Below are 25,081 nucleotides of genomic sequence, written 5' to 3' on the forward strand. Positions count from 1 at the left end.
GCGCAAAGAAGCGGCTCGGACGGAGCCTCGCCCTCCCGTTCTTTTCCTGATGTCGAACTAGCTGGCTCCGTGCTTCTTGCGGCTTCGCCGTCCGGGTTGGGGACAACCCGGACGATCCTGATTCACGGGAACAACTCGTTGGAGGCGTGATCAAACGGGAAAACGTGGTACGATGGGGGGACGACATTTTCCACTCGACCATGCAGAGCTGTCTCATTTATGTCTCAATTCCCGCCGCTTGTTGAACCGCTGTCAGGTGATCCGCTTTCCCCATCGCCCGATGGGACGCAGTTGGTGAACGAGGCACAGACGGCCTGGATTCCGGTTCGACATGGGATTCCTCGTTTTGTCCATGATGACCATCTCGATTCGTTCGGGCTTCAATGGACGACCTACGATGTTGCGCATGACGAGGAAGATCGGAAGACGTTTCAGGCGAAGACGGGGATCTCGTTGTCTGAACTGAGCGGCAAGCAGATTCTCGATGCGGGGTGCGGCGGGGGGCGTTATTGCAAAGTCGTCTCGGAAGCGGGCGGGATAGTGACGGGCGTGGATCATACGCGAGCCGTTGATAAAGCACTGAAGCTGTGTGCCGGGCTGCCGAACATTCGGTTGATACAAGGGGATCTGAAGCATCTGCCGTTTGCACCGGGGAGTTTCGACTTCGTCTTCTCGATTGGGGTCATGCATCATGATGCCGATACGAAGACGGTCTTCGACTCGGTCGCGAAGTTCGTCAAGCCGGGGGGACGTTACTCGGTGTGGTTGTATCGACGCAATCAGGTGTGGCAGGAATGGATCAACAATCGTCTGCGTGCTCGGACGACGAAGATGGACCCCAAGCAACTAGAGCCCTGGTGCAAGTTCGGCGCGACCCTCGGCGGGATTCCGGTGATCAAGCAGACGCTCAATAAGGTCGTGAACTTCAGCGCGCATCCGGATTATGAAAATCGCGTGTGTGATACGTTCGACTGGTACGCCCCGCAGTACCAGTATCACCACACAGAAGCAGAGCTTTTAAGCTGGTTCAAAGAGGCGGGATTTACCGACTTGAAGGTATTGCCGCCTGAGAAGTCAGGGACGGTTTATCATTGGGCGTATCGGAATAACTTGTTGATTGGCAGCGGGGTGAATGTGACGGGGATCCGAGGGTAGGCACTATCGGAAGAACGAAACTCTGGGTGAGCCACCGCCATACGCTCCGTCGCGAGCCGACAACGCAGTGTGTTGCGAAATTCAAGCTGTGAACAGGGCATTGATGGCGTCGTGCTCTTCGTCCTGAAGGGACGGTTTCTGCCAGCCCAGGATGAAATCCTGGGTTAAGGAGAACGTTGAAAGATCACCACCCTGAAGGGGTGGGTTCATCGTGGGGTTCATGGTGAGCCGTCTCTACAGGACGGAAGAGATTTCTTGACCATCGCTAACCCAGGATTTCATCCTGGGCTGACTGATGACGGCCCATCAGGCCTGAGAGGAAGATGTGAAAATCAATATCGAGTCGTCATCCATGTGTGCAACGAAAGAGGTGCATGGAATTGGACGTGTTGTTGAACGTTCGGCACGGCTGACACAGCCGTGGCACACGTTGGGTGGCTATTGGTTTTCAGCGCGTTCGAGGGTCCAGCGTAAGCCGTCTTCTCTTCGGAGGGTGTAGTGGCCGAGGAGGTGTTTGCCGCGAAGGTGGAGGTGCCAGAGGTCGGTGACACGTTGGGCGTCGAAGGTCCCCTGGTCGAAGCGGATGACGCTGCCCCGGTCGCCCGAGACGGGGCCTTCGTAGTCGAGGTAGGCGGGGCGGTGGTCGTCGATTTCTTCAGCCGCGACCGGGCCGCGCAGGAGTTCTTCAAACGTCGGCTCGACGAGCAGACGCCAGGTCTTGAGGACATCGCCCGCTTCGAGCATCAGGTCCCAATGGATCGTGGGCTTGTCGTGGACGAGGATGACGTAACGGGGCATGTTCGGGTTTCGCAAAGATGAAGGCACAGGGGGTTATTTCCTGAAGAAGACTACCGCGTCAGCCTTAATCTCGCCTTATCGGCGAGCGGCCTCCTTGCTCCCGCCCGCTCGCCTAAGAGGTTATGATTCGCGGACCAGAGTTGAGATTTCTTCAGCGGTGAATGGGACTTGCAAGCGGGCGCCGAGTTGGCTGACGATGCGGGCGGCGGCGTGGGAGGCGAGGTGGCCAGATTGGCGCCAGGTGAGGCCGTTGGTGATGCCGTAGAGGATGCCAGCGGCGTACATGTCCCCTGCCCCGGTGGTGTCGATGGCTTTGATTTTGACGGGCTCGATCGGGATGACCTGAGATTCATGCATGAGGATGGAGCCGTCGCCGCCGAGGGTCAGCGCGACGTTCTCAGCGTGCTCATGGATGGCCTGGGCACATTCAATGGCGTCGTGCTTGCCGGTCAGGCTGCGGGCTTCTTCGAGGTTACAGAACAAAAGATCGACCGGGCCGCGGATCAGATCCCAGAACTCGTCGCGGAACAGGTTGATGAGGAAAGGGTCAGAGACAGTGAGCGCGACTTTGACGTTGTTCTTCTTGGCGAGTTCGATGGCGCGGTAAGCAGCGGCTTTGGTCGATTCGCCGGTGAAGAGGTAGCCTTCGATGTAGACGTATTTGGCCATCGCGATCTGGTCTTCGACGATGTCGGCTGGGCCGAGTGTCGAGGAGACGGCGAGGTTGGTGAGCATGGTGCGCTGGGCGTCGTCGGTGATGAGAATGACGCAGGTGCCAGACTGGCCGTCAGCGGGGGGGACTTCGATATGGACGCCGCCTTTGCGCATGTCGCCCAGGAAGAAGTTGCCGATGTCGTCGTTGCCGGTCTTGCCGACGTAGACCGCTTTCCCGCCGAAGTCGGCGACGCCCATAATAGTGTTCGCTGCGGAACCGCCTGCACAACGGGTGATTTCGATGTCTTCCAGGCCAGCGAGGACTTTCAGTTGTGTGGCTTCGTCGACGAGGGTCATGATCCCTTTATCGAAGCCGATTTTGGCGAGAACTTCTTCCGAGACGCGGGCCTGAATATCAACCAGCGAGTTACCGACACCGATGACATCGTAAACCATAGTGAAAAATGCTTTCGAGAAGACAGTTAATTGGATAGGTGCAGTAGAGCAGCGGGCGAGAGGCGACGCAACCGAATGGAGTCGTGAATTGGGTAGCCCGGGTTGTCCTTACCCGGGCGTGCCGCTTCGGCACGAGAGAAACACGGGAATGGACGTCCAATGCGCGCTCGACGTGTTTCTTGCGGCTTCGCCGTCCGGGTTGGGGACAACCCGGACTACCCCGATTCAGGAAACAATGAGCTAAAAGTTACCCGATGACGCTGGTGGCGGGGGTGATCGTATCGAGGTGGAACGCGGCGTTGACGGTGAGGACTTCGAACTTGCCGTTTTTGACTTTGAGGACGTTGATGCCGCAGTTGGATTGCTTGAGGTCTTTGGCGTCGTTGATGTTCATCCGCATGATGGTGGCGAGCAGGGCCCGGTTGACGATGTTGTGGGCGACGACGAGGAGTTTCTGGCCTGCGTGTCGTTCAGCGACTCTCTGCAGTGCAGGGAGAACTCGTTCGACGACATCAACATACGATTCGCCGTTGGGGTACGGGCAGGTGCCGGGCTGGGCGAGATATTTCTGGCAGTTCTCGGAATGGTCGCGATGAATGATGTCCCAGGAGAGCCCTTCCCAGTCGCCGACGTCTCCTTCGATCAGTTCGTGGAGCACGAGTGGGGAAAGTTGATGGGGCTGGCAGATGATATTTGCCGTTTCACAAGCGCGGACCATCGGGCTGCAGTAAGCCGCGTCGAGTCTGGTCGACTTCAGAAAGTCGCGCGCTGCCTGGGCCTGCTGGATGCCTTCTTCCGCGAGGCCTTTGTTAATACCACGCCCCTGCAGGATGTAGGGCTTCATCAGGTTGGCAGCGGTGGCACCGTGGCGGAGGAGATAGATTGTTGTTGATGGGTGAGAGTCATCACTCATAGTTCGTCCTGAAGCGGCGAGAAAAAAATCGAGTATTCGTAGAAAAACACAGGCTCGTTGAGCGCAGCATAGGGGATCGAGCGGAGCCTGTCATCAACTCCGCAAAGCGATCGTCGTTATAACCGTTAAAGTTTAGCAGGCGATGCAGCAGACGGCTGGTAATTCTTGCAAGCGGCGGACGGCAAGTCGTGCATGATTCTTACAACACGCAAGTCCGGAAATCTTTTCTCAGCTTCACCAGCTTCACGCAAATCGTCGGCGGGATGTGAAGTTGTAGCGGTTGTAATCAGGATGCACCCCTTACGAAAGATACCACCATCACAACCGTTACAGACTGCCATCGAAGCTGCTTTGAAGGCGGTATCAATCGTGACGATTAGCCGCCCAGTGCTTTCAAGGGCGTCTCCAGCAGGTCCGATAGAACTACGCAGAGTCTGACAATCGTTCTGACTGGTTTCGCCGGACTAAGCGTCTCGTTCCTTATCACAAGTAAGGGACGTAAAGGTGATTCGATCGTCGCAGGTGACCATTGGTCAACAAAGCCTGCAAGGATCAAGTCACTGGCCGCCGCGAACCACGGAACCAATCAGAGAGAACGTAACAAGAGGTCACACGCCTGATCTCGACGATGAAGACGACCACTGGACGGTCCGCTCGCGAACACGGAGGTTCCAATGGCAGTGTCAATTTTCGGACCGACTCATGTTGTCGGTCCGCGTCGAAGATGGCCAACGAATTCCTAGGGAAGGAGACACGAAGTCATGACCATGTTCAAGTCTATCTTGACGATGGCCGCTGTCCTGGCAATGAGCATCCAGGCACAAGCTGGTCTGTTTGGCAACCACGGATGTGGTGCCGAGAAATCTTGCGGTTGTAGCGATGACTGTGCACCAGCTTGCTGTAAGCCAGTCATTGTTCGTCCTTGCGGACCGAACATCTACACCTACCAACGAGCTTGCTCAAACATCAAACCACCTTGCTGCGACAACGGTTGCCCAGCAACCTGCTGTACCCCAGCAAACAAGTGCTGCACCGACCCAGGTTGTGCTGCACCAGCTGATCCATGCTGCGAAGACCCAGGTTGTGCAGCACCTTGCGACCCAGGTTGCCAGGCCCCATGCGATCCAGCTTGTGCTGCTCCTTGCGAATCAGCTTGCACAGCTCCAGTTTGTGCACCAAGCTGCCACAAGGGTCTGTGCGGCGGTAAGAAGTGGTTCAAGGGTGGCCTGTTCAAGAAATTCGGACATGGACTCGGACACGGCTGCGGTAACGACTGCTGTGAAGACCCATGCTGCGAAGATCCAGGTTGTGCCGCTCCTGCTGCTCCTTGCTGCGAAGATCCAGGCTGTGCCGCTCCATGCGACCCAGCTTGTGCTGCTCCTGCCGCTTGCGGCGACGAGTGCGTCGATAGCTGCTGCGAAGATCCATGTGCAAAATATGATCCTTGCAAACTTGCTTGCCTGATCTACGAATCTCAAACTGCTTGCTATGCAAAAGACCGTGCTAAAGCCATCGACAAAATCGGTGACAAGTACAACTGCAAATGCAATCCAGAGATCATCACTGCTTTCGTCTATGCTCTGAACGATGCTGACCACCGCGTCCGTCGTCAAGCTGCTGACGAACTCGGCGATCAGACCCGCAAGTACGGTTGCTGCTGCACTCCAGAAGTTGTTTCTGCACTGACTTGCACCCTGGCTGACTGCGATCGTAGTGTTCGCCGCCAAGCTGAGCGTGCTCTGAAACTGTGCGGTTATGACATCGTCGACGGCTGCTGCGAAGAAACCTGCTGCGAAGAGCCAGCCTGTGCTGCTCCTTGCGATCCAGCTTGTGCTGCCCCAGCTGCTGGATGCAACGCTTCTTACTTCCCAGCTCGTCTGCACAACTCATCAGTTGCTCAACCAGTTGCTTCTCAAAGCAGCCTGAGCAACCTGTTCGGTATGGCCAACTAGTTAACACCTGAGTCGCGACTTGAAAAAGAAGCGATTCAATAAGAATTCGTTGTCTCCGAAACCCTTTGAGGCTTGTCCTCAAAGGGTTTTTTGTTGTTCGGTACTCAGCTTCTCCTCGTCCTGAAGGGACGATTTCTACCAGCCCAGGATGAAATCCTGGGTTAAGGAGAACGTTGAAAGAGCACCACCCTGAAAGGGTGGGTTCATCGTGGGATTCATGGTGAGCCGTCCCTACAGGACGGAAGAGATTTCTTGACCATCGCTAACCCAGGATTTCATCCTGGGCTGACTGATAACGGCCCTTCAGGCCTAAGAGGAAGATAAGAAAATCAACATCGAGTCGTCATCCATGTGCGCAATGCGGAACAGCGGATTGGTCAGGGCGATCAAATTGTCCAACGACTATTTGAGTTCGACAAATGAAGTTCTGGCCGATCTTCGCCGGGAAGCATCTGCCAATTCAACGGAATTGTCTCGGTAGAAACAAAGCCGCCATCGCCTGCTGATGTTCTTCCAGACAGAACCAGCGATCGTCCATCATGCCGATAAAGCTCGAACTCCCACGGCTGTCGATTCAGGATGAGAAGTTCTTTTGTCTTGACGCTGGCATAGAAATCAATTTTCTCAAACGTCCGATCGCCTTTTGATACGATCTCAACCGCGAGATCTGGACCGCCGAGCATGAATGTTTTCCGGTCTTCTGCCGGATTGCCTTTCAAGTAAACAGCAACATCAGGCACGCGGAAGTTGAATGTCCAATTCTCACGATCAGAGACATTCAGGCCCGCATAGATGCGATCACCCTTTTGCCGTAGTTCGCGAAGCACCCCTGCAATTTCAAGTGCTAGATACTGATGTTCGTTATTCGCAATTGGCGACATCATGTAAACGCCCTCCCAGACCTCGTCATATCGATCTGATCCATTCTCCTGACGCTCACGGATCAGCCGTTCTTCCAGCATCGAGTCGTTGATCATCGCTACCATTTCAGTTCCTCCACATCACTATTCTAAAGCAGACTCAAATGGACTGAATACACGCTTTGTGTGAAATTACGTCGCTGCGGAAAATCTTTCAGACGCTAATCGACGTTGTAACGACCGCCTTGTTCCCACTACACTCAAGTCACTCTCGATGGCGCTTGTTACTCTAACGTAAAAACTTACATGATCACTGTTCAGATCGTAATCATTCTCATTCTGTTAATGCTGAATGCTTTTTTCGCTCTTTCCGAACTGGCGATCGTTTCGGCCAGCAAGCATTTGCTCAGACAACTGGCCAAACAAGGCAAGCTTGCCGCCCAGACCGCGCTCGGACTGGCGGAAGATTCCGGGAAATTCCTGTCGACGGTTCAGGTCGGCATTACGCTCGTTGGAACCCTGGCTGGTGCATATGGCGGAGCCGAGATCACGGACGAACTGGGTCCGATCCTCAATAACGTGTCCTGGATTCACCCCTACGGGAATACGGTCGCGATGACGCTGGTTGTCATCGGGATCACGTATATGTCCGTCGTGTTTGGAGAGCTCATTCCCAAACAGCTGGCGCTCCGCTACTCCGAATCGCTGGCGATGATTGTCGCGCCGCCGATGAAAGTTCTCTCGATGCTGGCCAGCCCCGTCGTCATTGGGCTGGATTACTCGGCACGCTTTTTCTTTTTCATCCTGCGAATTCCGCCGATCTCTGAATCGGTCACGGAAGCGGAAGTCAAAGCCGTCTTAGCCGAAGGAGAAGCCAGCGGGGCGATTGAGAAGTCGGAACACCAGATGTTTCAGCGGATCATTCGCCTGGGTGATCGCGATCTGCGTTCGATCATGACGCACCGCACTGAGGTCACATTTCTGTACGATGATGACCCCATTGACATGACCATGCAGAAGATTCGCGATCAGGACCATGGACGCTACCCGGTCATTGAGCGGTCAACCGGGCATGTGATTGGCTTGCTCGTCGCGAAACAACTTCTCGAAGCCGCTTTGACGACCCCTGATCTTCCGTCGTTTAAAGACTTCATTCGTCCCGTCATCATGCTGCCTGAGACCGTCGGCTGTCTGGCTGCGCTGGAGCATTTCAAGACCGCAGCGACTCACCTGATCGTCGTCCTTGATGAATACGGCGATCACGTTGGGATCGTGACCGATTCCGATGTGCTGGAAGCCATCGTCGGAACCCTTCCTTCCAACTACGATGCGGACGACGAGCCCCTGATTGTCCAACGTGCAGACGGTTCCTGGCTGGTAGACGGGTCGACATCGATTCACGAAATTCACCTGACCATTGGACTGGAAGAAATCAGCGCGGAAAGCGATTACGAAACGATCGCTGGCTTCCTGCTGCATTCCCTGGAAAAAGCCCCGCAAGTCGGTGATTTCTTCGAACGATACGGCTATCGATTTGAGGTCGTCGACCTCGATAATCGGCGCATCGACAAGATCCTGATCGCCCAGATTCCCGAGCCGACGGAGACTTGATGGACGGCCGGATCTGATATCGATTCCTGCCGATCTGTCGTTGTCTCTTTTCAGCTTGGATTGGTCCTGCTTATAATTCTGGCCTGTTGATCAAATTGTTATTTTCGCAGAACCACGAATACTCATGTCCACAGCCAATCTGCCTATGACGCCTGCCATTCCGCCTGATGCACCGGAACCCGAAGATTCGTCTCGTGTCCCGCGTAAGAAGGGTGTGCCCGAGGGGTTGTGGATTCTCTGCCCGGCCTGCAGCAAGACCGTTTACCGCAAGCGGATGGAGCAGGGACTTTACCTGTGCCCTGAATGCCAGCACCACTTTATCGTGCCCGGACGCGTTCGCATTGCGCAGCTGATCGATGAAGGGACGTTTGAAGAATGGTTCGCCAATCTGCTGCCGTCCGACCCGCTCGAATTTTCAGACAGCAAGCCCTATAAAGAGCGGCTCGTCGCCGAGCAGAAGAAGACAGGACTGACGGAAGCCTGTATCGTCGGCAAGGGTTACCTGCGCGGTCGTCCGCTGGTCTTTGGTCTGACTGACTCCGCCTTCATCATGGGAAGCATGGGATCCGTCGTCGGCGAGAAGCTGACACGCGCGATCGAAGAGGCAACTCGACTCAAGCTGCCACTGGTGATCGTCTCCGGTTCTGGCGGCGGTGCTCGGATGCACGAGGGAATTCTCTCGCTGATGCAGATGGGTAAGGTCTCGATGGCGCTTGGTGAGTTCCATAAAGAAGGTGGATTGTTCATTTCCATCCTGACCAACCCGACGATGGGTGGTGTCGCTGCTTCCTTTGCATCGCTGGGTGATATCACGATCGCAGAACCCAAGGCGCTCGTCGGCTTTGCAGGGCCTCGCGTGGTCCAGGCGACTGTTAAGAAGCCTCTGCCCGAGAATTTCCAGACGAGCGAATTCCTGCTGGAACACGGCTTCGTCGATCGTATCGTCGCCCGTCCCGATTTGCGGATGGAGATCTCGCGCATCATCGACTACTGCACGAAGTAGTTTTTGCGTGGCACGGCCGTGTCGGCCGTGGGATTTGGTTTTGGGGCATCATATCCACTCGACACGGCTGAAACAGCCGTGGCACACCGGACGTGTTACACCGACAACAGAAGAAATATCCCTGTTGATAGTACGCCGCCTGCTAGAGCGATTCCGCTTAGAAGTCGCAGCCATGCCATCGCCTGCCAGTTGACCAGCAGCGCGATTCCCGCGATGACGACGCCGACAACGGGAATCCAGCAGATGAAAAACGCTGCCAGCGCCAGGATAACCTGAAACACCGAGATGTGTTCTTTCAGATAGCGTCCACGGGCTTCGACGGGGAATGCACTGAAGTCTTCCAGCGGGATCAGCGGCTTGAAGGTCCGACGACATTTCGGACAGCTGATGAACAGAGTTGCCTTGGTATGCAGCGGCAGCACGAAGAGGAACAGGACCTGATCGACCATCGCGTAGCTCTGACTGTCGACATTCTCTGTCAGGCAAGCCGGACAATGCAGCGGGATCGTCGGTCCGAGCTTCTTCTCAGACGTCGCGTGGATGAGCATAAGGAATGGGAATTAGAAATTGGGAATTAGAAATTGGTAGGACAAAACACAGCAGCCTTGGGCAACTCAACCATCTTAAAGTCTCATGACAATACCTGTTCTTCGGATCGACTAATTTCCAATTTCTATTTTCTAATTTCCTGTCCTCATCTCGCTTCGATGGCGACCGCGAGTGGGCGCAGGACTTGTTGTGCGATGTGGCTGGATAAGAGTCGCTCGCTGTGGGCGCGGAGTTCCGAGAGGGTCTGAATATAAGAACCTTCGAGGGCCAGGCTGCCGTACTGGCGGACGGTGAAATAGACACTGATCGGGTCTTCATTGAACTCGCGTCGACGGACCTGATTGGCGTTCGTGCGTGTCTCGACCACCATCCTGGCTTGTTTGCGGCATCCTTCTTCCAGACTGATCGTCACTTGTGGCTCGTAGTTGAGGATAGTCGCATGCGGGATGCTGAGCATTGCCTCGACCATCGGGCTCATGCCGAGTGCTTCAGCGACGACCTCATCGTGATTGCCTTTATAGAGGAAGTCGAATCCCACCAGGAAATCGAGCGCTTCACAGTCCAGCGGGCTGACCGAGAGCATATACGGAACGAGTTCGAGAACGAGCTTGTGTTGTGAAAACGCGGTGTCGACATCGGGTGGATTCACGTAACCACTGCAGATCCTTTTGGACTCCAGCGACAGCCAGCGGTAGGTGTTTCCGTCTTTATCTTCTTCGAGAACGAAGTCGCCGTTTTCCCGCGTATAGAAGTTGCGCATCGTGGGATACGCCTTCTGGACGCGCTCGAAGAAGTTCAGGATCGTCTCGCGAGATGTCGGCAGCGACATCTCCGTATTGAGGTTCATGTTGACGAAGAAATCATCAGACAGTTGATAGAGAGGATCGACCATGGAAGCCCTTTATGTTGTGCCTGAAAGTCGTCTGACCAATCCAACAGTGACGTGACTGGCGAAGAACAGATGCATGATCTGCAACTGTCTTCGTGTGACTTCATCATAGATCACGACGATGATGAAAGAGTTTATGGAATCTTGTTTTCATGACGTCGAACTCAAAAATAATTTTTCATTCAGAAAACGATCAACTGCCTCTTGAATTGGAGTCGCAATTGAGTATCAACAACGAACTATCTTCATGCTCTTCGCAGGATCTGTCTGTCATGCGTTCTGTTCTCGACTCCCCTGCTCTGCTGTCTGGTGTCCTCTTCGAAACACGCCTCGGCTGGATCGCTGTCGCGGGGCTTAACGGGCTCATCAGTGATGTCCGTTTTGGTTATCGAAGTGAACGCGATCTGCGCGAGGAACTCGTTCGTCGCGAACTGATCATCGACGAAACGACAACGCTGCCGAAAGCCTTCGCTCAAGCTCGCGACTTGCTGATGTCATTTGCGGACGGCAAGCGGATCGACTTCACCAGACTCAAACTCGATCTGGGCAAGAAGACCGAGTTTCAAAAACAGATCATCGCAGCAACACGCCGCATTCCGTATGGCAAGACGCTGTCCTACGGCGAACTCGCCCGTGAAGCCGGCTATCCCAAAGCAGCTCGCGCGGTGGGGAGCGTCATGTCGACCAACCGCATTCCGCTGATCGTGCCGTGTCATCGCGTGATTGCCAGCGGAGGCAAGCCGGGCGGGTTCTCTGCACCGGGGGAATTGACAACCAAAATGCAGCTCTTGCAGATGGAAGCGGGCAAACTTGGCGAATTTTGATTCCCTCGCCGATTTGCGTGAACAAATTCGACAGGGAGACGTATCAGTATTTGAGACGTCTAAAAGCGAGTCCGGGTGATGGCCGTCAGTTGGGGAGCGATTCGTGAAAACTGCATTCGTCGTGGCGATTCTGTGTCTTTTATTGTCAACGAACGCGCCAGCTCAGGCACCGGTTGCTCCCGTGGCTACGCCTGATGAGAAGCAGAAAATCATCACGATTTCTCCAGAGACAACATTCATTGTCGAACCGCTCGATCACCGGGGCTTTCCCGATTACCTGGAATATCTGAACCGTGAATTGAACAAAGGAGGGCTGCCGACTTCTCAAAATGCGGCAGCGGTTCTGCTGGAGATCATTGATCGCGATAATCCGGAACTCCCCAAAAATCTCTATTACCGATCGCAGCTTTACCAGCGTCTGCTAGTGCCGATGCCAGATCCCGATGAGGCCTCTTACGTCACCTGGCCTGCTTATCTGCAACAAATCCTCACATCAACCCCAGGTGCTCCAGACGGAGGACTCGAAGCCCCGGCCAACGAGTTTCCAGCCTCCGCGCCATGGACATCCGAGGATCGACCGTTGATGGCCCAATGGATTGAATCTCCTGCGACGCGTCGCGCTCTCAGCCTGCTGGAAGAAATGACGAGTCGACCACACTATGCGTTGCCATATATTGGCTCTGAAGATCCAGCCAATATGAATATCCTGACGAGGACACTTCTTCCCTGGGTTTCACACATTCGCGATCTGGGGCGTCTGTTGAAAACTCAAGTGATGTACGATCTGGGCGAGGGCCGGTTTGATGACGCTTCGTTGCATCTGATCCAGCTTCATCAACTTGCGTATCTGCAATCGCAGCAGATGTTTCTCATCGAAAAGCTTGTCAGTTTTGCGATCGATGCGACCGCCTGCGAGGCTGATATTGTCTTCGCGCAACATCGCGGCATTCCGGTTGAAGTCCTCAAGCGTCATGCCGAACGACTGGCTCAGCTACCGCCATTGGATGATCTCTCCACTGCGATCTCAAAAGCAGAACGAGCGATTGCCCTCAATGCAGTCTGCCTGATGGCTCAGCTTCGTTTGCAGAAAGCCCCGCCAAATCATGCTGAGATTCAAGAGCTGGCATCTGAGCTGTCTGGCGGCAGTCCACTCTTGAGCAGAATGTTTTCCATGTTGATCGATTACGACGAAGGCCTGCGAACATTGAATCAGTATTTCAATGACTTTGTTCAGATCAGCCACCTTCCTTACTGGGAAAGAAAAGCCGCTTACGAAAAAATGCATCAGGACTACCAACTGGATGCCATCGAGTCCATGACCATTACGCAGCTCATTTTTCAATCGCCGCAGGAGCGAGGCAAGACATTTGCCAAACAGGTTTTTCGTCAACTCACCGTCCTGGAGCAATCAACGACATCACAAGACCGAAGTCGCATGAAACGGGAACTCGTTCACGTCATCTATGCCCTCGAACTGTATCATCGAACGCATGGGAATTATCCCGAAGAGCTATCCCAACTCCTACCGGCCCAATTGACCGCGATTCCGCGTGATCGCTTTTCCGATCAACCGCTTTCCTACGAGATGAAGAACGGCCAATACAAACTGGAGTGCGCAGGATATCGCCCCCTGCTGAACGGCAATCCCTCGCCGCTGAAATTTACTTCTTCAGACTGGGCAAAGTAAGAAACTCTTTAAAAAGTAGAGTCACGGTTTGTTCAACATGGAAAGCAACGCCGGGAGGGCGAGGCTCCGAGCCGCTGCTTTGCGTTGCGAAACTTCCTCCGTGCCCAAGAGCACGATGGCCTCGAACAGTCCCATTTCCCGGCAGACCGTTCGACATCCTTTAACGGATGTGATGTTGCAACGCGGGACAGCGGCTCGGACGGAGCCTCGCCCTCCCTGTCCCAAACGCAGCGCTACTTCTTCAACCTATTCGCCCGCACGGCATCCTGGATTTTACGCAGAACCTGCTGACCGCGGGCTTCGCCGTCCTGCTGGGCTTTCTGCATGATGGATGTGATCTGGTTCTGTATGTTCGTGAGCATCTTGCGGTGCATCTCGATATCGCGGTACACCTGCTGCAAACCATCAAATGGCTTTCTGGGAACGACATATTCCTGATAGATCTGCTCGAAGTAGGTCTTCTTCCCGGCTGCAGACGTCACGCCCATATCGTGTTCCTTCATGAGGCGACTCAAACCCGTCTGCAGGTCTCGCAGGCGTCTTCGGGAATCCTGCCACTCTTTTTGCTCGAGTTGCGAAGCAGCGTTTCGTTCGTCGGGCCCCAGATCACGATTCAGTCCGTTAAGACGGCCCATCATGCCGTCCATCTGCTTCCGCGCGATGCCGAGGTTCTTCTCCAGGTGATAAATCGATTTCCAGTCAGACTCGATGTTTCGATACATCGTCTCGGCATCACCGGCGGGAACAAACGCCCCTTCGGCTTCGGAAGCCAGCGGCGCAGACTGCAGCAGGGAGGCATAATCTTCGGCAACCGGCATTCCCTGGCTCGGCATCATAACGGCAGGCATCATGACCGGCACAGCATCCGGGACGAACGTCACATACAGATGCGGATCAGCCCCCTCGCCTGCTGGTGGGAGCGGATAGTCCATCATGGGATTCACTCCCCCCATGCCTTCAAACATCTGGCCGGCATAGAACCACTGCCAGCAGGTCGCAGGATTGAGACCCGAGGCATGCAGCAGATTTCGCAGCGTCAGCGTCGAGACAGCAGGATGAGTGAACGCTTCCGGCGGAATCAGGAAGACGAGCCCATGCGAAAACGTCGCCGGCTTGAACCAGTTCCAGACCGTCAATGGCGCGGGACCGCCGATTCCCAGAGTGACGGGTTGCCAGGCGGTCGATGGAGGCATTTGATGAAACGATGGAAACATGGTGGACGCTAGGACTTTGCCTGTGTAGGAATTGAGGAAACTCATAGCAAATTTAAGAGGCTGGCGAATTCGCTGTGACGACAAAAGTCAGCAGCGATGCCAGCATATTTATTCTTTCACGGACGCATTGTCCGCACAAGCGCGACGTCAAAAATGCACCGAGATAGACAAGATGGCGGAGAAGGTTAAAGAAAAAGCCAGACCGACATGAGATCGGCCTGGCTTTGAGCGGACTGCAAAAACCGTACTTACACGAATCACAACTTAAGTCAGCGCAGTTACAAAAGTCGTGCCATGCTCACAGCTTTGGGTGAGCATGCTGCTTCGTTTGAGGTTGGAGCGTTCAGAACATGCTTGCTCAAAGCCGCAAGCATGGCACGTTGGCGGACTGCAGAAACCGTGCTTAGAACTCGCCAATGACTTCACCACCACTGCGGGTCACCAGAGAATCGTAAAGAACATAATTGATGTTTTCCGAGATGTAACGCACGGCTCCATCGCCCATGAGGTGTTGAGCCCCGCCTTTGTGTTCGCTGGACGGGCCATGCAACTGGCTGATATCGACATTCGCTCCGAATGAGCCGCCTGTGTAGTAGTAAGGAACCTTGTTGATCGAGGATGACTGGCCATCAAAAACCGGAGGCGTCTGAGCCAGGTCGAGCCAGCGGGAACACATGGTCGCCGATGTCCCGTCGATCCAGACCGATGCAGAGCTGGTCGTCGTTAGCGGGTTGCCGAAGAAGTCGAATTTCCCTTGGCTGCCTTCTTTGGTTTCTGAAATGAAGATGGTGTTGGACAGACCATCGGTGATCTCACCAAATCGCGTCCTGCTTCCTGGATAGATCGAACCTGACGGCTTGACCGGGCTGGTCGGGCTCAACTGCGTAAAGCTGGTGGCGCCGATGGAAACATAATTCCGCAGCGCGAATTTGTCATAGCCGACGTTCGTGACGTAATACGGGTCGGTCGAATAATCCAGGCCGGCATAACTTGGACATCGGTAGAACGGCAGGATGGCTGATGCGGCCTGACGATTCGCAGGAGCGAGAGCAGAGACCTTGTAATCGATCGTGTCATACAGATTACTCCCCTCCATGTAGGGCAGAAGCAGGCTGGCCCAACTATGCAGGCGGATCATCGGATCGCCGACCCCCGAGCCTGGATACATCCACACGCCAACGCCACGGGAGTCGGTCACTCCCGGCCCCAGGTTCAGGTGCCCGATGCTCCCTGGTGGAAGAAGCGTATAAGTACTCTCGTAATTGTGAAGCGCCAGTCCAATTTGCTTCAGGTTGTTTTTGCACGACGTCCGTCGAGCAGCTTCCCGAGCTTGCTGGACAGCTGGTAACAGGATGGCTACCAGCGTGGCGATAATGGCAATGACAACGAGCAATTCAATCAGCGTAAAGCCCGGGCGTGGTTTCGGCATGGGTGGGGAATCCTGAATAAGGAAACGCAGCGAGGAAAGTTGTTCTAACGATTATAATAATATCAGCCGTCGTTGACATCTCCTTTTCAAATTTTTCCACACTCGAGCCCAGGCACTGCGCATAAAAAAAGGCAGGCCACCATGCCTGCCGATTTGGGGTACATTCATTCGATATCAAATTAACGAATAAAAATACCGAAGTTGCGATTGCCAATGTAAGCGCCACTACGTCCGCCGTAGAACCCGCGATTTCCGTAGCCGTACCCGCCACGATATGGGTTGCCGTAGTAACCGCCGCGGTACGAATTACCGTAGTAGCCACCTCGACCGCCGTAATACCCGCCTCGACCGCCATAGTAACGGCCACCGTAGTAGCCGCCGCCGTAACCACCGCCACGATAGCGATAGACAGCAGCTTCAGCACTGGTTTGAAGTTGTGGTGCAATCATCATCGCACCGCCTGCCAGAATCATGATCATCAGTAAGCGTTTCATCGTCGTCTCCTAGCTGTTGGCCAGGGCATCAAGAGTCGGTCTCACATGATACCGACGTAACATTCGTGGTTTCTTGAGCAGGCTGGCAAACAGAACTTGTTTTGTATTCGTCTCAAAATGATGTAGAAAAATCCGGGCCAAAGACTCCGATTTTTCGACAACAAGCCGTAACCTGTTTCCTATCAACATGATAAAAAACCGCAGCAACAGGTCTTTCTTGTCTCAACAATATTTGACTGACCTGTGATCAGTCGATCGTTTATTGATCTGCCATCGATCACGTCATTGAGCCTGATCGATTGGCAGATTATGAGTCAGTTTGGAAAAGAGCGGGCGAGGGGCAAACAAAAACGCACGGGCTGAAAAGCTCGTGCGCCGGAAGTCCATCATCCAATTACCAGCCGATTGAGATGCCAAAGCCGGGTCGGGGACCGTAGTAGGCAGGTCGACCATAGTATCGCGGCGGTCCGTAATACCGTGGAGGTCCGTACGCTGGTCCGTAATACACCGGGGCTGGTGCCGGGTAGACGTAGGCAGGTCGGTAATAGCGGGGTGGTGCGTAGTAACTGTACCCGCCGTAACCGACCGGAACGACTTGAGGACTTGTCGTCGTGACGACGACTCCGCCCCCTGCCTGGGTTTCCTTCGGGCTCAACCCCCAACACAGCCCGACCGCAAGCACACTGGCTAAAAGAACTCGTTTCATGGTTAGCTCCTCGGACAAGAAGTTATGGTATTCATGAAGTGATTGTGCTCGATACAGGTCAATTTCTTACTCTGGAGTTTGACTGATTTGGCCTTGAAAAGGTGCGTCCAAGACCAGAATCAGCTTCCATCCCTGTCAGGCTGCGATCAGGAATTCCTGATTACCGCCAGTTGTAAATGAATCCGATGTTGCCGTTTGAAAATCCAATGCTGTTACCACGGTAAGCTGGTGCTCCGTAATAGACTGGACCTCGAACGGGATACGGTCGGACAGGAGCGTGGTAATGTCCATGGTTATGTCCCCCACCCCAACCGGGGCGGTATCCACCACCATATCCGCCACCGCCATACCCGCCGCCGTAACCACCGTGATTGTGTCCACCATGATGATTCCCACCATGATTATGTCCACCGCCACCGTAGCCGCCGCCCCAGCCACCACTATGGGAATGATGAGGGCCACCGGCTTGAGCAGCTGTACTTGCAAAAGCCAGACCACCCATCAGCAAGCCAACAACCAGGAATCGTTTCAGTGTAAAAGTCTTTGACATCGTGTTCATGTTGTTCTCTCCAGAAAGTGACGTCAGAAACGCCACAGTTTTCTCAGAGCTGATGAGGGGCGTTCAGCAAAGCCGAACTGGTCGTCCACAGCATCAAGCCGTTTCATGGAAGAGCTATATTGCACCGCGTGTGCCAAGCTGACGGCGTATCAAGACGAATGCAGGATCGACTCGAAAACGGCCGAGTGGAATACAAATCGAGGCTAACGATTTGGTGAATAAGCAAGTGACGCAAAGTCGTCACAAGTGTCATCAAAAGAGTGACACTTTCGGTCCAACTTGATGTTGGACGAATCATAAGTCAGGTCAGTCCTCGCGACTGCACCAATACCTGTTATTTCGGCTGTCCTGACCTTACGAATTGATCCATTTGGCACGAGGTTCGTATTTAAGAGTGAGCGACCGAATGTTCTGCCAAACTGGCGGCACCATTGATCGGTCAAACATCACTCATAGCGTTGAGACAACAACACCAAGAAATAACAACACTGTTACTACAGAGGGAAATATGTTCTTCGATCCAATGTACTTTCTGTTCATCGCCCCCGCGTTCTTATTGATGTTATGGGCGCAAGCCCGTGTCAAAAGCGCCTATTCCGCCGGCATGCAGGTGCCTGCTCACCTCACCGGAGCAGCCGCTGCCCGCCACATTCTCGATCAAGCCGGGCTCAACAATGTGAACATTGAAGAGACTGGCGGAATGCTCAGTGACCACTACGACCCGAGCCATCGCGTCCTGCGTTTGTCGCATGAGGTTTACAATGGGCGAACGGCTGCATCGGTCGGGATCGCCGCTCACGAAGCAGGCCATGCCCTCCAGCACGCCCAAAACTACGGACCGCTGGTGATCCGCAATCTCGCCGTCCCGGCTGCGACCTGGGGCCCTTCCCTGGCGATGATTTTCCTGATGATTGGCTTTTTCATGCAAAGCCTGCAGATTGCCGTCCTGGGGCTGATTGCCTACGGCGGGCTGGTGTTTTTCCAACTGGTCAATTTGCCCGTCGAGTTCGATGCCAGTGCCCGGGCGAAAGTCGCGCTTAACCAACTCGGTATCGTCGATGCGGGCGGGTCGGAAGCCGTTAGTAACGTCTTGAATGCAGCAGGTTGGACCTACGTCGCGGCGACATTGCAGAGCGTCATGGAGCTGCTTTACTACGTCTATCTCTTGTTCGGGCGTGGGCATCACAGTTCGGACGAGTAAGACAACCAATTGAATGTCATTTGAAAAGCATCCCGGCGCGAACGTGTCGGGATGCTTTTTTTATCGGCCTGGATGTCCATGCTCGACATCGCGTCTAAGATAGTGGCAACTATGTTACAGGCCTTCTACACCGATCAATTCGTCCTTCCGCTGCCACAGACGCATCGATTTCCGATGCGGAAGTATTCCCTGTTGCGCGAGGCTCTCACGCTGGCTGGTGTCGTCGACGCCGGGGACTTTCATGTTCCTCAACCCGTCACCCTCGAACAGCTCAACTTGGCCCATGAGGCAGACTATGTGCGACGAGCAGTCACTGGCGAACTGACTCGCAGCGAGATTTTAAGAATCGGGTTTCCGTGGTCGCCTCAACTGATTGAACGCTCCCGGCGATCTTCCGGTGCGACCTACGAAGCCGGGAAAGTGGCGTTGCAGTCTGGATTCTCGGCCAATCTCGCGGGCGGGACGCATCATGCCCAATGGGATTGTGGCGAAGGGTATTGCGTCTTTAATGACAGCATCGTGGCGGCTCGATCTCTCCAGCAGGAAGGGTTGATTCAGCGCGCGGTGATCGTCGATACCGACGTTCATCAGGGGAATGGCACAGCGCAAATTGCGCGTGGCGATGACTCGATCTTCACGTTCTCGATGCACGGGGCAAAGAATTTTCCGCTGCGAAAAGAGATCAGTGATCTCGATATCGCCCTGGCAGACGGGACGACTGACGAGGAGTTTCTCGATGAATTAGAGAGAGGCCTCAAGCAGTCGATCGATGCTGCCCGTCCGGACATTGTTATCTATCTCGCCGGTGCGGATCCGTTTCTGGATGACACTCTTGGTCGCTTGAAGCTGACGAAAACGGGACTGGCGGCTCGTGATCGGTTGGTTTACCAGACAGCGATCGCGAAAGGACTCCCTGTTGTCGTGTCTATGGCAGGTGGATATGCCCGGAATGTTCTCGATACAGTCGAGATTCATTTTCAGTCGATCGCCCAGGGAGCAGAAATGCTGCTCGGTTGCCCGCAAAAAACTTTCCCGGACACGCTGAACCTGACCAGCGAAACGCTTTCCCGCTAGAATAACGCCATGAGCAACGAACCTGACCAGTCTCCGACGACACCTTCCTCTTCCCCTGCAGAACGACCCTCTTTGCGCATCTCGGGCAGGAGTATTGTCTGGGTGGGAGTTATTCTTGCGGTCGCGATCAGCCTGGTCGTCGCCTATACCCGCTCGAAGCTGGGGCCCGATAAGCAGAACGTCTTTGTTCGCGGACTGTTTGATCTCGTCGGTGAATACGCCAAACTGCACGACGGGGAATGGCCACGCTCGTGGGACGATTTGAAGACCGTTCCGATCGAGGGAAAGTGGTATTACCCGCTCGATTTTGAGAAGGCTCAAGAGACGGTCGACATTGACTTCGCTGCCGATCCGGAGGTGATCGCTCGACAGATGCCGAACCAGTTCACAGCGATTAAAGCGAAAAAGCCGGTTCTGGATTATCGGTCTGACCCGCGCGTGAGCATCCTTATCGAGACGATCAGGCGGGAACTGGAAGAACAGAAAACCAAGCCAAAACCGGAGAATTAGCGGGCTTTGAGAATCGGCTGATCGATTTTCGTCGCTTTTTCTGGAGGCAATGGGAAGCGGTGACTGCTGAGAACGCGTTCCCACCAGTTGGCATGTCGCAGGCAAGGATCATCGAGATCGATTGTGCGTTCTTTGCCGCGACGTGTGCGAACGACAATTTGTGAATCATCGATCATGTGATCGACGACCCAGTACTTTTCGACGCAGTACGTGTAATTATCGCCGTGAGGAGAGGGGTAAACCTTCGACGCGCGGGGCGTGGGATGGGATGACTGCTTGGTCACCTTGTAAACAACAAAATCCCCTGGTTTATAGCCAACGTCGGTTTTCATGAACCTGTTTCACCCCAATAAGTTACGCCCTGAATTCTAAGTGAGTGAGAGCAAATTGCTTGCCTGAAGACAATCAATAATGAATCTTAGAGTAATTTCGACCAGAGGGAAGCCGTGATCTTGACTCCAAAACCATTCTTCAGCGAATCTTAAGACAATCTTCGATATGTGGGGAGATCACTTTTCCACAGGGGGATGTCAATTTTGACAGTTCTGTGGAAAATCCTGTCTGATTAAAATTCGAGCACACTGCCGTCCAAAGGTTCCCATGTCACTTTCTGGTTTGGTTCAAGTCCTGAAAAAGTCTGCATCGTCAGTCACAGTTGCGGTGCTGGCGATTCTTAGTGTTTGCGATCTGGCTGTGGCTCACCCCGGTCACGGCGATCCGACGGTCACCAACCCGGCGGTTCATTACGTGACTGATCCGTTTCACATTGGTCAATGGCTCGTGCTGTTCCTCGTCGTCGGGATCACATTGCGATACGTCCGGAAAACACAATTGTCTCAGCATCAACGCCTGATTGACCGAACCAGCGAACGCTGATGGCTGTCGTGCTCATCACTGCGGGACGGATTGACGGCGTTGGTCAACCTGTTGGTCGATGGGAAGGAGCCGGATGCGCTCCTTTTCAGTCGCGGCTCTGAGGAAGCGGGAAGATGATGTCTGCGAGTTCGAAGTCAACTGTTGAAGAGATTCGTGCCCGGTTCGATGCGGATGTCGAGCGATTTTCTCAACTGGAAACCGGCCAGGTGGCCGCGATGGATTCCGCTGACTGCCTGCAGTTGATGGCTGATGCCTGCGGTGCCCTCCATCCCAAAGCGACGTCGCTGCTGGATCTCGGTTGCGGAGCGGGGAATTATTCGCTGAAAGTGCTGCAGGCGATTCCGACGCTGCGCGAAATTCATCTGGTGGATTTGAGTGGGCCGATGCTGATGCGCGCTCAAGAGCGTCTCAAGAAGGCGACGGCGGCGATGTCGTTTCTTTATCAGACGGACATGCGCGAGCTGGAGTTTGAAGAGGCTGCTTTTGACCTGATCGTTACCTCAGCTGCACTGCATCATTTGCGAGAAGAGCGCGAGTGGGTCGCGATGTTTGAAAAGCTTTATCGCTGGCTCAAGCCGGGCGGATCGGTGTGGATTTACGACCTGCTGGCGGAGGAATTCCCCGAGCTCGAAGCGTTGAATCGCAAGCGTTACAGCGACTATCTCGTGGGGCTCAAAGGAGAGGCGTATCGGGATCAGGTTTTTGCGTATATCGAAAAAGAAGACACGCCGAGGTCGCTGGAGTTCCAGATCGGATTGCTCCAGCGAGTCGGGTTCGGGCGGGTCCACATCCTGCACCGCAATGCCTGTTTCGGGATGTTTGGCGCGGTGAAGTCCGTGTGACAAGATCACAGAGTTGGCGGAGTGGATGGTGTTTGGGTTTTCAAGGAGTCGCGGATTTCTCGCAGGAGTAAGATCTCTTCGGGGGGCTGGACGGGGGAGTCTTTTTTCGCGTTGTCGGTGCGCAGGAAGCGGTTGATGGCTTTGATGAAGATGAAGAGGGCAATCGCCGTGATGGTGAAGGCGAAGAGGGCTTGAAGGAACAGGCCGTACTTGATTTCGACTGGAGCAATGGGAGGCTGCCCTGGAATCAGTTCTGGAACGCCCAGCTTCACGCTCAGTCCGCTGAAGTCGACGCCGCCGACGAGCCAGCCGATGGGGGGGGTGATGATGTTGTCGACGAAGGTCTTCACGATCGCGCTGAAGGAGGCTCCGATCACGACCCCGACAGCCAGGTCGATGACGTTGCCTCGCATGGCGAACTCTTTGAACTCATTGATCAGCTTCATGGTGGTGGTTCCTCAGGAGAAGGGGATGTGATCGGGACTGGTGCTCTGATGTACGTTTTATAGCCAGAAGCAAAAGATGGATGAAGAGAGAAAGGTGAGTTCGTCCGCACAATTGGTGCGGTTCGAAGACTCACCAGCACCCTACTTAAAATTTTCAGATGGACCAGTCGAAGCCGAGGTCGAGGGCGGGGGCGGAGTGGGTCAGGGCGCCGACGCTGATGCGGTCGACACCGGTCTGGGCGATGCTCTGGACGGTCTTGAGATTGACGCCGCCGGAGGCTTCCAGAAGGAGACCAGGAGCGAACTGATCTCGCATGGTGATGGCTTGGCGGAGTTCGTCGAGAGACATGTTGTCGAGCAGGACGATTTCGGGTCTGGCCTGGAGGACGTCTGCGAGCTGAATGAGCGTATCGACTTCGACTTCGATCTTCATGCCAGGTTGGCGCTCTCGGGCTTCGTGAATGGCATCGGCCAATGTGCCGTCGGGGTTTTGTTGACGCCAGCCGGCGAGGTGGTTGTCTTTGATGAGGATGCCGTCATAGAGGCCCATGCGGTGATTCGTTCCGCCGCCGCAGCGGACCGCGTATTTGGCGAGCGTGCGGTAGGCGGGGAGCGTCTTGCGGGTATCGAGGAGGACAGCTTTCGTCCCTTTGACTAGCTCGACGTATTGGGAGGTGACGGTAGCGATGCCGCTGAGGTGGATCAGAAAGTTGAGGATGGTTCGCTCAGCAACAAGCAGGAGCCCCAGAGGTCCTCGGAGAGACACGATGACATCGCCGGGTGTGATGACATCGCCATCGTGTTTGAAAACGGTCATGTCAGCATCGGCGTTGAGTGCATCAAGCACGAGTTTGACAACGGGGAGACCGGCGAGGCGTCCATGAGCGCGCGAACCGATCGTGACCTTGGCCATCGTCTCGGGGGCGATGAGAGAAGTTGTTGTCGGGTCGGGCTGGCCGTGGAGGTCTTCCTGCAAGGCGCGATCGATCAGCCATCGTGCATCGGAAAGTTCCACATCAGACCACGTTAATTGACTCGTCATTGATGCCTCGACATTTTACCCGAAAGACTTCGCGACACGGTTATCGACCAGTCGCGAGTTGCGTCACAACTTTGTTATGCTGGCTTGTCATTATTTTTTACCGAATGCGACAGGACACAAGCGTATGATCATCGGCGTTCCCCGTGAAGTCAAAACAGACGAATACCGCGTTGCCATGCTGCCCGTAGGCGTTGAAGAGCTGATTGCAGCCGGGCACCAAGTTTTGATTGAACGGGGGGCGGGGCTGGGGAGCGGGATCAGCGATGACCAGTATGCTGTTCTGAAAGCAGAGATCGTCGGCAGTGCGGAAGAACTGTTTGCACAAGCGGATCTGATTATCAAAGTCAAAGAGCCACAACCGGAAGAAATCCCCCTGCTCCGTCCGGGACAGATCCTGTTTACGTATTGCCACTTCGCGGCGTCGGAATCGTTGACGAAAGCCGTCGTCGAAACGGGCTGTACGGCGATTGCGTATGAAATGGTCCGGGATCCGCAAGGTCGTCTGCCGCTGCTGACGCCGATGAGCGAAGTTGCGGGACGGATGAGTATTCAGGAAGGGGCGAAGTTCCTCGAGCGTCCACAGGAAGGACGCGGGATTCTGCTTGGTGGCGTTCCAGGTGTTTCGCCTGCTCACATTACGATCCTGGGTGGTGGGATCGTCGGGAAGAATGCCGCGCAGATTGCAGCGGGCTTTCAGGCGGATGTCTGTATTCTCGATGTGAACGTCGAGCGTCTGCGTTATCTCGAAGACATCATGCCGCCGAACGTGAACACGCTCTTTTCCGACAAGCACAACATTCGCGAGCAGTTGCAACGGGCGGACCTCGTCATTGGGGCGGTCCTGATTCCGGGTGCGAAGGCTCCGCGTCTGGTCATGGCAGAAGATCTGAAACGGATGAAGCCAGGCGCGGTCATCGTCGACGTCGCGATCGATCAGGGGGGCTGCGTTGAGACGAGTCGTCCGACGACGCACTCCAAGCCGACGTATCTGGTCGATGGAGTTCTTCACTACTGCGTGGCCAATATGCCGGGGGCGGTGGGGCGGACGAGCACGTATGCGTTGTGCAACGTCACCTTTCCGTATGTCTACCGGTTGGCTAACATGGGACTCTCGGGCGCGACGGCAGCCGATCCTGGCTTTGCGACTGCCGTCAGTGTTCATGGCGGGAAGCTGACTTGCGCTGCGGCAGCTTCGGCGCTGAAGATGCCGGTGACCGCGTATAAGCCGTAATACTTGTCAGCAGAACTTGCACGCTGCATGTTTGGGATTCGCTAATGACTGCGTTTGTGTCGTCCTTCTGCGCCGTCTGCTGAATGATCGCGCTGAAATTTGATTC

28 protein-coding genes and 1 pseudogene are annotated in these 25,081 nt (G+C 54.7%); 14 read left to right on the top strand and 15 right to left on the bottom strand.

Going from position 1 to position 25,081, the window contains the following annotated elements:
* Nucleotides 1-219: 219 nt before the first annotated feature.
* On the top strand, nucleotides 220-1,155 hold the full coding sequence (locus SH248x_RS13665; protein WP_459554840.1) for a class I SAM-dependent methyltransferase: 936 nt from the start codon (nucleotides 220-222) through the stop codon (nucleotides 1,153-1,155).
* An 81-nt stretch (nucleotides 1,156-1,236) separates the two neighbouring features.
* Here SH248x_RS13665 and SH248x_RS13670 read toward each other — a convergent pair whose 3' ends face one another.
* From SH248x_RS13670 to SH248x_RS13685, 4 genes are all read right to left on the bottom strand, one after another.
* Nucleotides 1,237-1,365, bottom strand: coding sequence for a hypothetical protein (locus SH248x_RS13670; RefSeq protein ID WP_459554841.1), 129 nt, complete (start codon nucleotides 1,363-1,365; stop codon nucleotides 1,237-1,239).
* Between the two features lie 228 nt (nucleotides 1,366-1,593).
* The gene (locus tag SH248x_RS13675; protein ID WP_459554842.1) at nucleotides 1,594-1,953 is read right to left on the bottom strand and encodes a DNA polymerase ligase N-terminal domain-containing protein; all 360 of its coding nucleotides are present in this window, start codon (nucleotides 1,951-1,953) and stop codon (nucleotides 1,594-1,596) included.
* Between the two features lie 120 nt (nucleotides 1,954-2,073).
* Entirely contained in the window at nucleotides 2,074-3,063 is a 990-nt protein-coding gene (locus SH248x_RS13680; RefSeq protein WP_459554843.1) for an adenosine kinase, read from the bottom strand.
* Between the two features lie 247 nt (nucleotides 3,064-3,310).
* The gene (locus SH248x_RS13685; RefSeq protein ID WP_459554844.1) at nucleotides 3,311-3,976 is read right to left on the bottom strand and encodes a histidine phosphatase family protein; all 666 of its coding nucleotides are present in this window, start codon (nucleotides 3,974-3,976) and stop codon (nucleotides 3,311-3,313) included.
* 834 nt (nucleotides 3,977-4,810) lie between these two features.
* Here SH248x_RS13685 and SH248x_RS13690 point away from each other — a divergent pair.
* From SH248x_RS13690 to SH248x_RS13700, 3 genes and pseudogenes are all read left to right on the top strand, one after another.
* Nucleotides 4,811-5,440 (top strand): hypothetical protein, encoded by a 630-nt coding sequence (locus SH248x_RS13690; RefSeq protein ID WP_459558635.1) that lies wholly within the window; start codon nucleotides 4,811-4,813, stop codon nucleotides 5,438-5,440.
* Nucleotides 5,440-5,709 (top strand): annotated as a pseudogene (locus SH248x_RS13695) (HEAT repeat domain-containing protein); the annotation flags it as partial. The gene SH248x_RS13690 and the pseudogene SH248x_RS13695, both read left to right, overlap by 1 nt.
* Before the next feature lie 22 nt (nucleotides 5,710-5,731).
* Nucleotides 5,732-5,902: a hypothetical protein gene (locus SH248x_RS13700; RefSeq protein ID WP_459558636.1), complete on the top strand. Its 171-nt coding sequence runs from the start codon at nucleotides 5,732-5,734 to the stop codon at nucleotides 5,900-5,902.
* Between the two features lie 412 nt (nucleotides 5,903-6,314).
* On the opposite strand, the gene SH248x_RS13705 is transcribed toward SH248x_RS13700, so the two are convergent.
* Nucleotides 6,315-6,914 carry a Uma2 family endonuclease gene (locus SH248x_RS13705; protein WP_459554845.1) on the bottom strand — a complete coding sequence of 200 codons (600 nt, stop codon included), beginning with the start codon at nucleotides 6,912-6,914 and terminating at the stop codon, nucleotides 6,315-6,317.
* 180 nt (nucleotides 6,915-7,094) lie between these two features.
* On the opposite strand from SH248x_RS13705, the gene SH248x_RS13710 reads away from it, so the two are divergent.
* Together SH248x_RS13710 and accD are read left to right on the top strand one after the other, a co-directional pair.
* The gene (locus SH248x_RS13710; protein ID WP_459554846.1) at nucleotides 7,095-8,399 is read left to right on the top strand and encodes a hemolysin family protein; all 1,305 of its coding nucleotides are present in this window, start codon (nucleotides 7,095-7,097) and stop codon (nucleotides 8,397-8,399) included.
* Nucleotides 8,400-8,544: 145 nt separating this feature from the next.
* A complete protein-coding gene (gene accD / locus SH248x_RS13715; RefSeq protein WP_459558616.1) occupies nucleotides 8,545-9,402 on the top strand; it encodes an acetyl-CoA carboxylase carboxyltransferase subunit beta in 858 nt (285 codons plus the stop codon).
* Between the two features lie 95 nt (nucleotides 9,403-9,497).
* Here accD and SH248x_RS13720 read toward each other — a convergent pair whose 3' ends face one another.
* Both SH248x_RS13720 and SH248x_RS13725 read right to left on the bottom strand, forming a co-directional pair.
* Nucleotides 9,498-9,950 (bottom strand): hypothetical protein, encoded by a 453-nt coding sequence (locus tag SH248x_RS13720; RefSeq protein WP_459554847.1) that lies wholly within the window; start codon nucleotides 9,948-9,950, stop codon nucleotides 9,498-9,500.
* A gap of 146 nt (nucleotides 9,951-10,096) precedes the next feature.
* Nucleotides 10,097-10,843: a hypothetical protein gene (locus SH248x_RS13725; RefSeq protein ID WP_459554848.1), complete on the bottom strand. Its 747-nt coding sequence runs from the start codon at nucleotides 10,841-10,843 to the stop codon at nucleotides 10,097-10,099.
* Nucleotides 10,844-11,112: 269 nt separating this feature from the next.
* Here SH248x_RS13725 and SH248x_RS13730 point away from each other — a divergent pair, with 269 nt between their 5' ends.
* Both SH248x_RS13730 and SH248x_RS13735 read left to right on the top strand, forming a co-directional pair.
* Nucleotides 11,113-11,664: a methylated-DNA--[protein]-cysteine S-methyltransferase gene (locus SH248x_RS13730; protein WP_459554849.1), complete on the top strand. Its 552-nt coding sequence runs from the start codon at nucleotides 11,113-11,115 to the stop codon at nucleotides 11,662-11,664.
* A gap of 103 nt (nucleotides 11,665-11,767) precedes the next feature.
* Nucleotides 11,768-13,351 carry a hypothetical protein gene (locus SH248x_RS13735; RefSeq protein ID WP_459554850.1) on the top strand — a complete coding sequence of 528 codons (1,584 nt, stop codon included), beginning with the start codon at nucleotides 11,768-11,770 and terminating at the stop codon, nucleotides 13,349-13,351.
* Between the two features lie 233 nt (nucleotides 13,352-13,584).
* Here SH248x_RS13735 and SH248x_RS13740 read toward each other — a convergent pair whose 3' ends face one another.
* The 5 genes from SH248x_RS13740 to SH248x_RS13760 all read right to left on the bottom strand — a co-directional run bounded on the left by SH248x_RS13740 (nucleotide 13,585) and on the right by SH248x_RS13760 (nucleotide 17,753).
* Nucleotides 13,585-14,544, bottom strand: coding sequence for a hypothetical protein (locus SH248x_RS13740; protein WP_459554851.1), 960 nt, complete (start codon nucleotides 14,542-14,544; stop codon nucleotides 13,585-13,587).
* 424 nt (nucleotides 14,545-14,968) lie between these two features.
* Entirely contained in the window at nucleotides 14,969-15,994 is a 1,026-nt protein-coding gene (locus SH248x_RS13745; protein ID WP_459554852.1) for a DUF1559 family PulG-like putative transporter, read from the bottom strand.
* Between the two features lie 179 nt (nucleotides 15,995-16,173).
* The gene (locus SH248x_RS13750) at nucleotides 16,174-16,488 is read right to left on the bottom strand and encodes a hypothetical protein (protein ID WP_459554853.1); all 315 of its coding nucleotides are present in this window, start codon (nucleotides 16,486-16,488) and stop codon (nucleotides 16,174-16,176) included.
* 394 nt (nucleotides 16,489-16,882) lie between these two features.
* The gene (locus SH248x_RS13755) at nucleotides 16,883-17,194 is read right to left on the bottom strand and encodes a hypothetical protein (RefSeq protein WP_459554854.1); all 312 of its coding nucleotides are present in this window, start codon (nucleotides 17,192-17,194) and stop codon (nucleotides 16,883-16,885) included.
* Between the two features lie 160 nt (nucleotides 17,195-17,354).
* On the bottom strand, nucleotides 17,355-17,753 hold the full coding sequence (locus SH248x_RS13760) for a hypothetical protein (RefSeq protein ID WP_459554855.1): 399 nt from the start codon (nucleotides 17,751-17,753) through the stop codon (nucleotides 17,355-17,357).
* A gap of 508 nt (nucleotides 17,754-18,261) precedes the next feature.
* Between SH248x_RS13760 and SH248x_RS13765 the strand changes: the two genes are divergently transcribed.
* The 3 genes from SH248x_RS13765 to SH248x_RS13775 all read left to right on the top strand — a co-directional run bounded on the left by SH248x_RS13765 (nucleotide 18,262) and on the right by SH248x_RS13775 (nucleotide 20,538).
* A complete protein-coding gene (locus SH248x_RS13765) occupies nucleotides 18,262-18,954 on the top strand; it encodes a zinc metallopeptidase (RefSeq protein ID WP_459554856.1) in 693 nt (230 codons plus the stop codon).
* Between the two features lie 111 nt (nucleotides 18,955-19,065).
* Nucleotides 19,066-20,028, top strand: coding sequence for a histone deacetylase family protein (locus SH248x_RS13770; RefSeq protein WP_459554857.1), 963 nt, complete (start codon nucleotides 19,066-19,068; stop codon nucleotides 20,026-20,028).
* A 9-nt stretch (nucleotides 20,029-20,037) separates the two neighbouring features.
* Nucleotides 20,038-20,538, top strand: a complete 501-nt coding sequence (locus SH248x_RS13775; RefSeq protein WP_459554858.1) for a hypothetical protein — start codon at nucleotides 20,038-20,040, stop codon at nucleotides 20,536-20,538.
* Here SH248x_RS13775 and SH248x_RS13780 read toward each other — a convergent pair.
* Complete coding sequence (locus SH248x_RS13780; RefSeq protein ID WP_459554859.1) at nucleotides 20,535-20,870, bottom strand: hypothetical protein; 336 nt, start codon at nucleotides 20,868-20,870, stop codon at nucleotides 20,535-20,537. The two genes, SH248x_RS13775 and SH248x_RS13780, sit on opposite strands and share 4 nt — an antisense overlap.
* A gap of 268 nt (nucleotides 20,871-21,138) precedes the next feature.
* Here SH248x_RS13780 and SH248x_RS13785 point away from each other — a divergent pair, with 268 nt between their 5' ends.
* Nucleotides 21,139-21,414, top strand: coding sequence for a hypothetical protein (locus SH248x_RS13785; protein WP_459554860.1), 276 nt, complete (start codon nucleotides 21,139-21,141; stop codon nucleotides 21,412-21,414).
* A gap of 113 nt (nucleotides 21,415-21,527) precedes the next feature.
* Nucleotides 21,528-22,256, top strand: coding sequence for a class I SAM-dependent methyltransferase (locus SH248x_RS13790; protein ID WP_459554861.1), 729 nt, complete (start codon nucleotides 21,528-21,530; stop codon nucleotides 22,254-22,256).
* Nucleotides 22,257-22,261: 5 nt separating this feature from the next.
* Here the strand turns inward: SH248x_RS13790 and mscL are convergent, their stop codons facing one another.
* Complete coding sequence (gene mscL, locus SH248x_RS13795; RefSeq protein ID WP_459554862.1) at nucleotides 22,262-22,702, bottom strand: MscL family protein; 441 nt, start codon at nucleotides 22,700-22,702, stop codon at nucleotides 22,262-22,264.
* A 154-nt stretch (nucleotides 22,703-22,856) separates the two neighbouring features.
* Nucleotides 22,857-23,744 carry a nicotinate-nucleotide diphosphorylase gene (nadC, locus tag SH248x_RS13800; protein ID WP_459554863.1) on the bottom strand — a complete coding sequence of 296 codons (888 nt, stop codon included), beginning with the start codon at nucleotides 23,742-23,744 and terminating at the stop codon, nucleotides 22,857-22,859.
* A 124-nt stretch (nucleotides 23,745-23,868) separates the two neighbouring features.
* On the opposite strand from nadC, the gene ald reads away from it, so the two are divergent.
* On the top strand, nucleotides 23,869-24,975 hold the full coding sequence (gene ald / locus SH248x_RS13805) for an alanine dehydrogenase (protein WP_459554864.1): 1,107 nt from the start codon (nucleotides 23,869-23,871) through the stop codon (nucleotides 24,973-24,975).
* Nucleotides 24,976-25,081: the final 106 nt, after the last annotated feature.

Origin of the sequence: Lacunimicrobium album, assembly GCF_052161635.1 — a bacterium.
Classification (GTDB): Bacteria; Planctomycetota; Planctomycetia; order Planctomycetales; family Planctomycetaceae; genus SXPC01.

Excerpts from the sequence above, each read along its gene's own strand:
- SH248x_RS13740 (WP_459554851.1), bottom strand. The coding sequence starts at position 14,544 with ATGCCTCCATCGACCGCCTGGCAACCCGTCACTCTGGGAATCGGCGGT.
- accD (WP_459558616.1), top strand. The coding sequence starts at position 8,545 with ATGACGCCTGCCATTCCGCCTGATGCACCGGAACCCGAAGATTCGTCT.
- SH248x_RS13785 (WP_459554860.1), top strand. The coding sequence starts at position 21,139 with ATGTCACTTTCTGGTTTGGTTCAAGTCCTGAAAAAGTCTGCATCGTCA.
- SH248x_RS13770 (WP_459554857.1), top strand. The coding sequence starts at position 19,066 with ATGTTACAGGCCTTCTACACCGATCAATTCGTCCTTCCGCTGCCACAG.
- SH248x_RS13790 (WP_459554861.1), top strand. The coding sequence starts at position 21,528 with ATGATGTCTGCGAGTTCGAAGTCAACTGTTGAAGAGATTCGTGCCCGG.
- SH248x_RS13710 (WP_459554846.1), top strand. The coding sequence starts at position 7,095 with ATGATCACTGTTCAGATCGTAATCATTCTCATTCTGTTAATGCTGAAT.
- SH248x_RS13720 (WP_459554847.1), bottom strand. The coding sequence starts at position 9,950 with ATGCTCATCCACGCGACGTCTGAGAAGAAGCTCGGACCGACGATCCCG.
- SH248x_RS13705 (WP_459554845.1), bottom strand. The coding sequence starts at position 6,914 with ATGGTAGCGATGATCAACGACTCGATGCTGGAAGAACGGCTGATCCGT.
- SH248x_RS13780 (WP_459554859.1), bottom strand. The coding sequence starts at position 20,870 with ATGAAAACCGACGTTGGCTATAAACCAGGGGATTTTGTTGTTTACAAG.
- mscL (WP_459554862.1), bottom strand. The coding sequence starts at position 22,702 with ATGAAGCTGATCAATGAGTTCAAAGAGTTCGCCATGCGAGGCAACGTC.
- SH248x_RS13765 (WP_459554856.1), top strand. The coding sequence starts at position 18,262 with ATGTTCTTCGATCCAATGTACTTTCTGTTCATCGCCCCCGCGTTCTTA.
- SH248x_RS13685 (WP_459554844.1), bottom strand. The coding sequence starts at position 3,976 with ATGAGTGATGACTCTCACCCATCAACAACAATCTATCTCCTCCGCCAC.
- ald (WP_459554864.1), top strand. The coding sequence starts at position 23,869 with ATGATCATCGGCGTTCCCCGTGAAGTCAAAACAGACGAATACCGCGTT.
- SH248x_RS13680 (WP_459554843.1), bottom strand. The coding sequence starts at position 3,063 with ATGGTTTACGATGTCATCGGTGTCGGTAACTCGCTGGTTGATATTCAG.
- SH248x_RS13750 (WP_459554853.1), bottom strand. The coding sequence starts at position 16,488 with ATGAAACGCTTACTGATGATCATGATTCTGGCAGGCGGTGCGATGATG.
- SH248x_RS13700 (WP_459558636.1), top strand. The coding sequence starts at position 5,732 with ATGACATCGTCGACGGCTGCTGCGAAGAAACCTGCTGCGAAGAGCCAG.
- SH248x_RS13725 (WP_459554848.1), bottom strand. The coding sequence starts at position 10,843 with ATGGTCGATCCTCTCTATCAACTGTCTGATGATTTCTTCGTCAACATG.
- SH248x_RS13670 (WP_459554841.1), bottom strand. The coding sequence starts at position 1,365 with ATGAACCCACCCCTTCAGGGTGGTGATCTTTCAACGTTCTCCTTAACC.
- SH248x_RS13665 (WP_459554840.1), top strand. The coding sequence starts at position 220 with ATGTCTCAATTCCCGCCGCTTGTTGAACCGCTGTCAGGTGATCCGCTT.
- SH248x_RS13760 (WP_459554855.1), bottom strand. The coding sequence starts at position 17,753 with ATGAACACGATGTCAAAGACTTTTACACTGAAACGATTCCTGGTTGTT.
- SH248x_RS13730 (WP_459554849.1), top strand. The coding sequence starts at position 11,113 with ATGCGTTCTGTTCTCGACTCCCCTGCTCTGCTGTCTGGTGTCCTCTTC.
- SH248x_RS13775 (WP_459554858.1), top strand. The coding sequence starts at position 20,038 with ATGAGCAACGAACCTGACCAGTCTCCGACGACACCTTCCTCTTCCCCT.
- nadC (WP_459554863.1), bottom strand. The coding sequence starts at position 23,744 with ATGACGAGTCAATTAACGTGGTCTGATGTGGAACTTTCCGATGCACGA.
- SH248x_RS13745 (WP_459554852.1), bottom strand. The coding sequence starts at position 15,994 with ATGCCGAAACCACGCCCGGGCTTTACGCTGATTGAATTGCTCGTTGTC.
- SH248x_RS13675 (WP_459554842.1), bottom strand. The coding sequence starts at position 1,953 with ATGCCCCGTTACGTCATCCTCGTCCACGACAAGCCCACGATCCATTGG.
- SH248x_RS13755 (WP_459554854.1), bottom strand. The coding sequence starts at position 17,194 with ATGAAACGAGTTCTTTTAGCCAGTGTGCTTGCGGTCGGGCTGTGTTGG.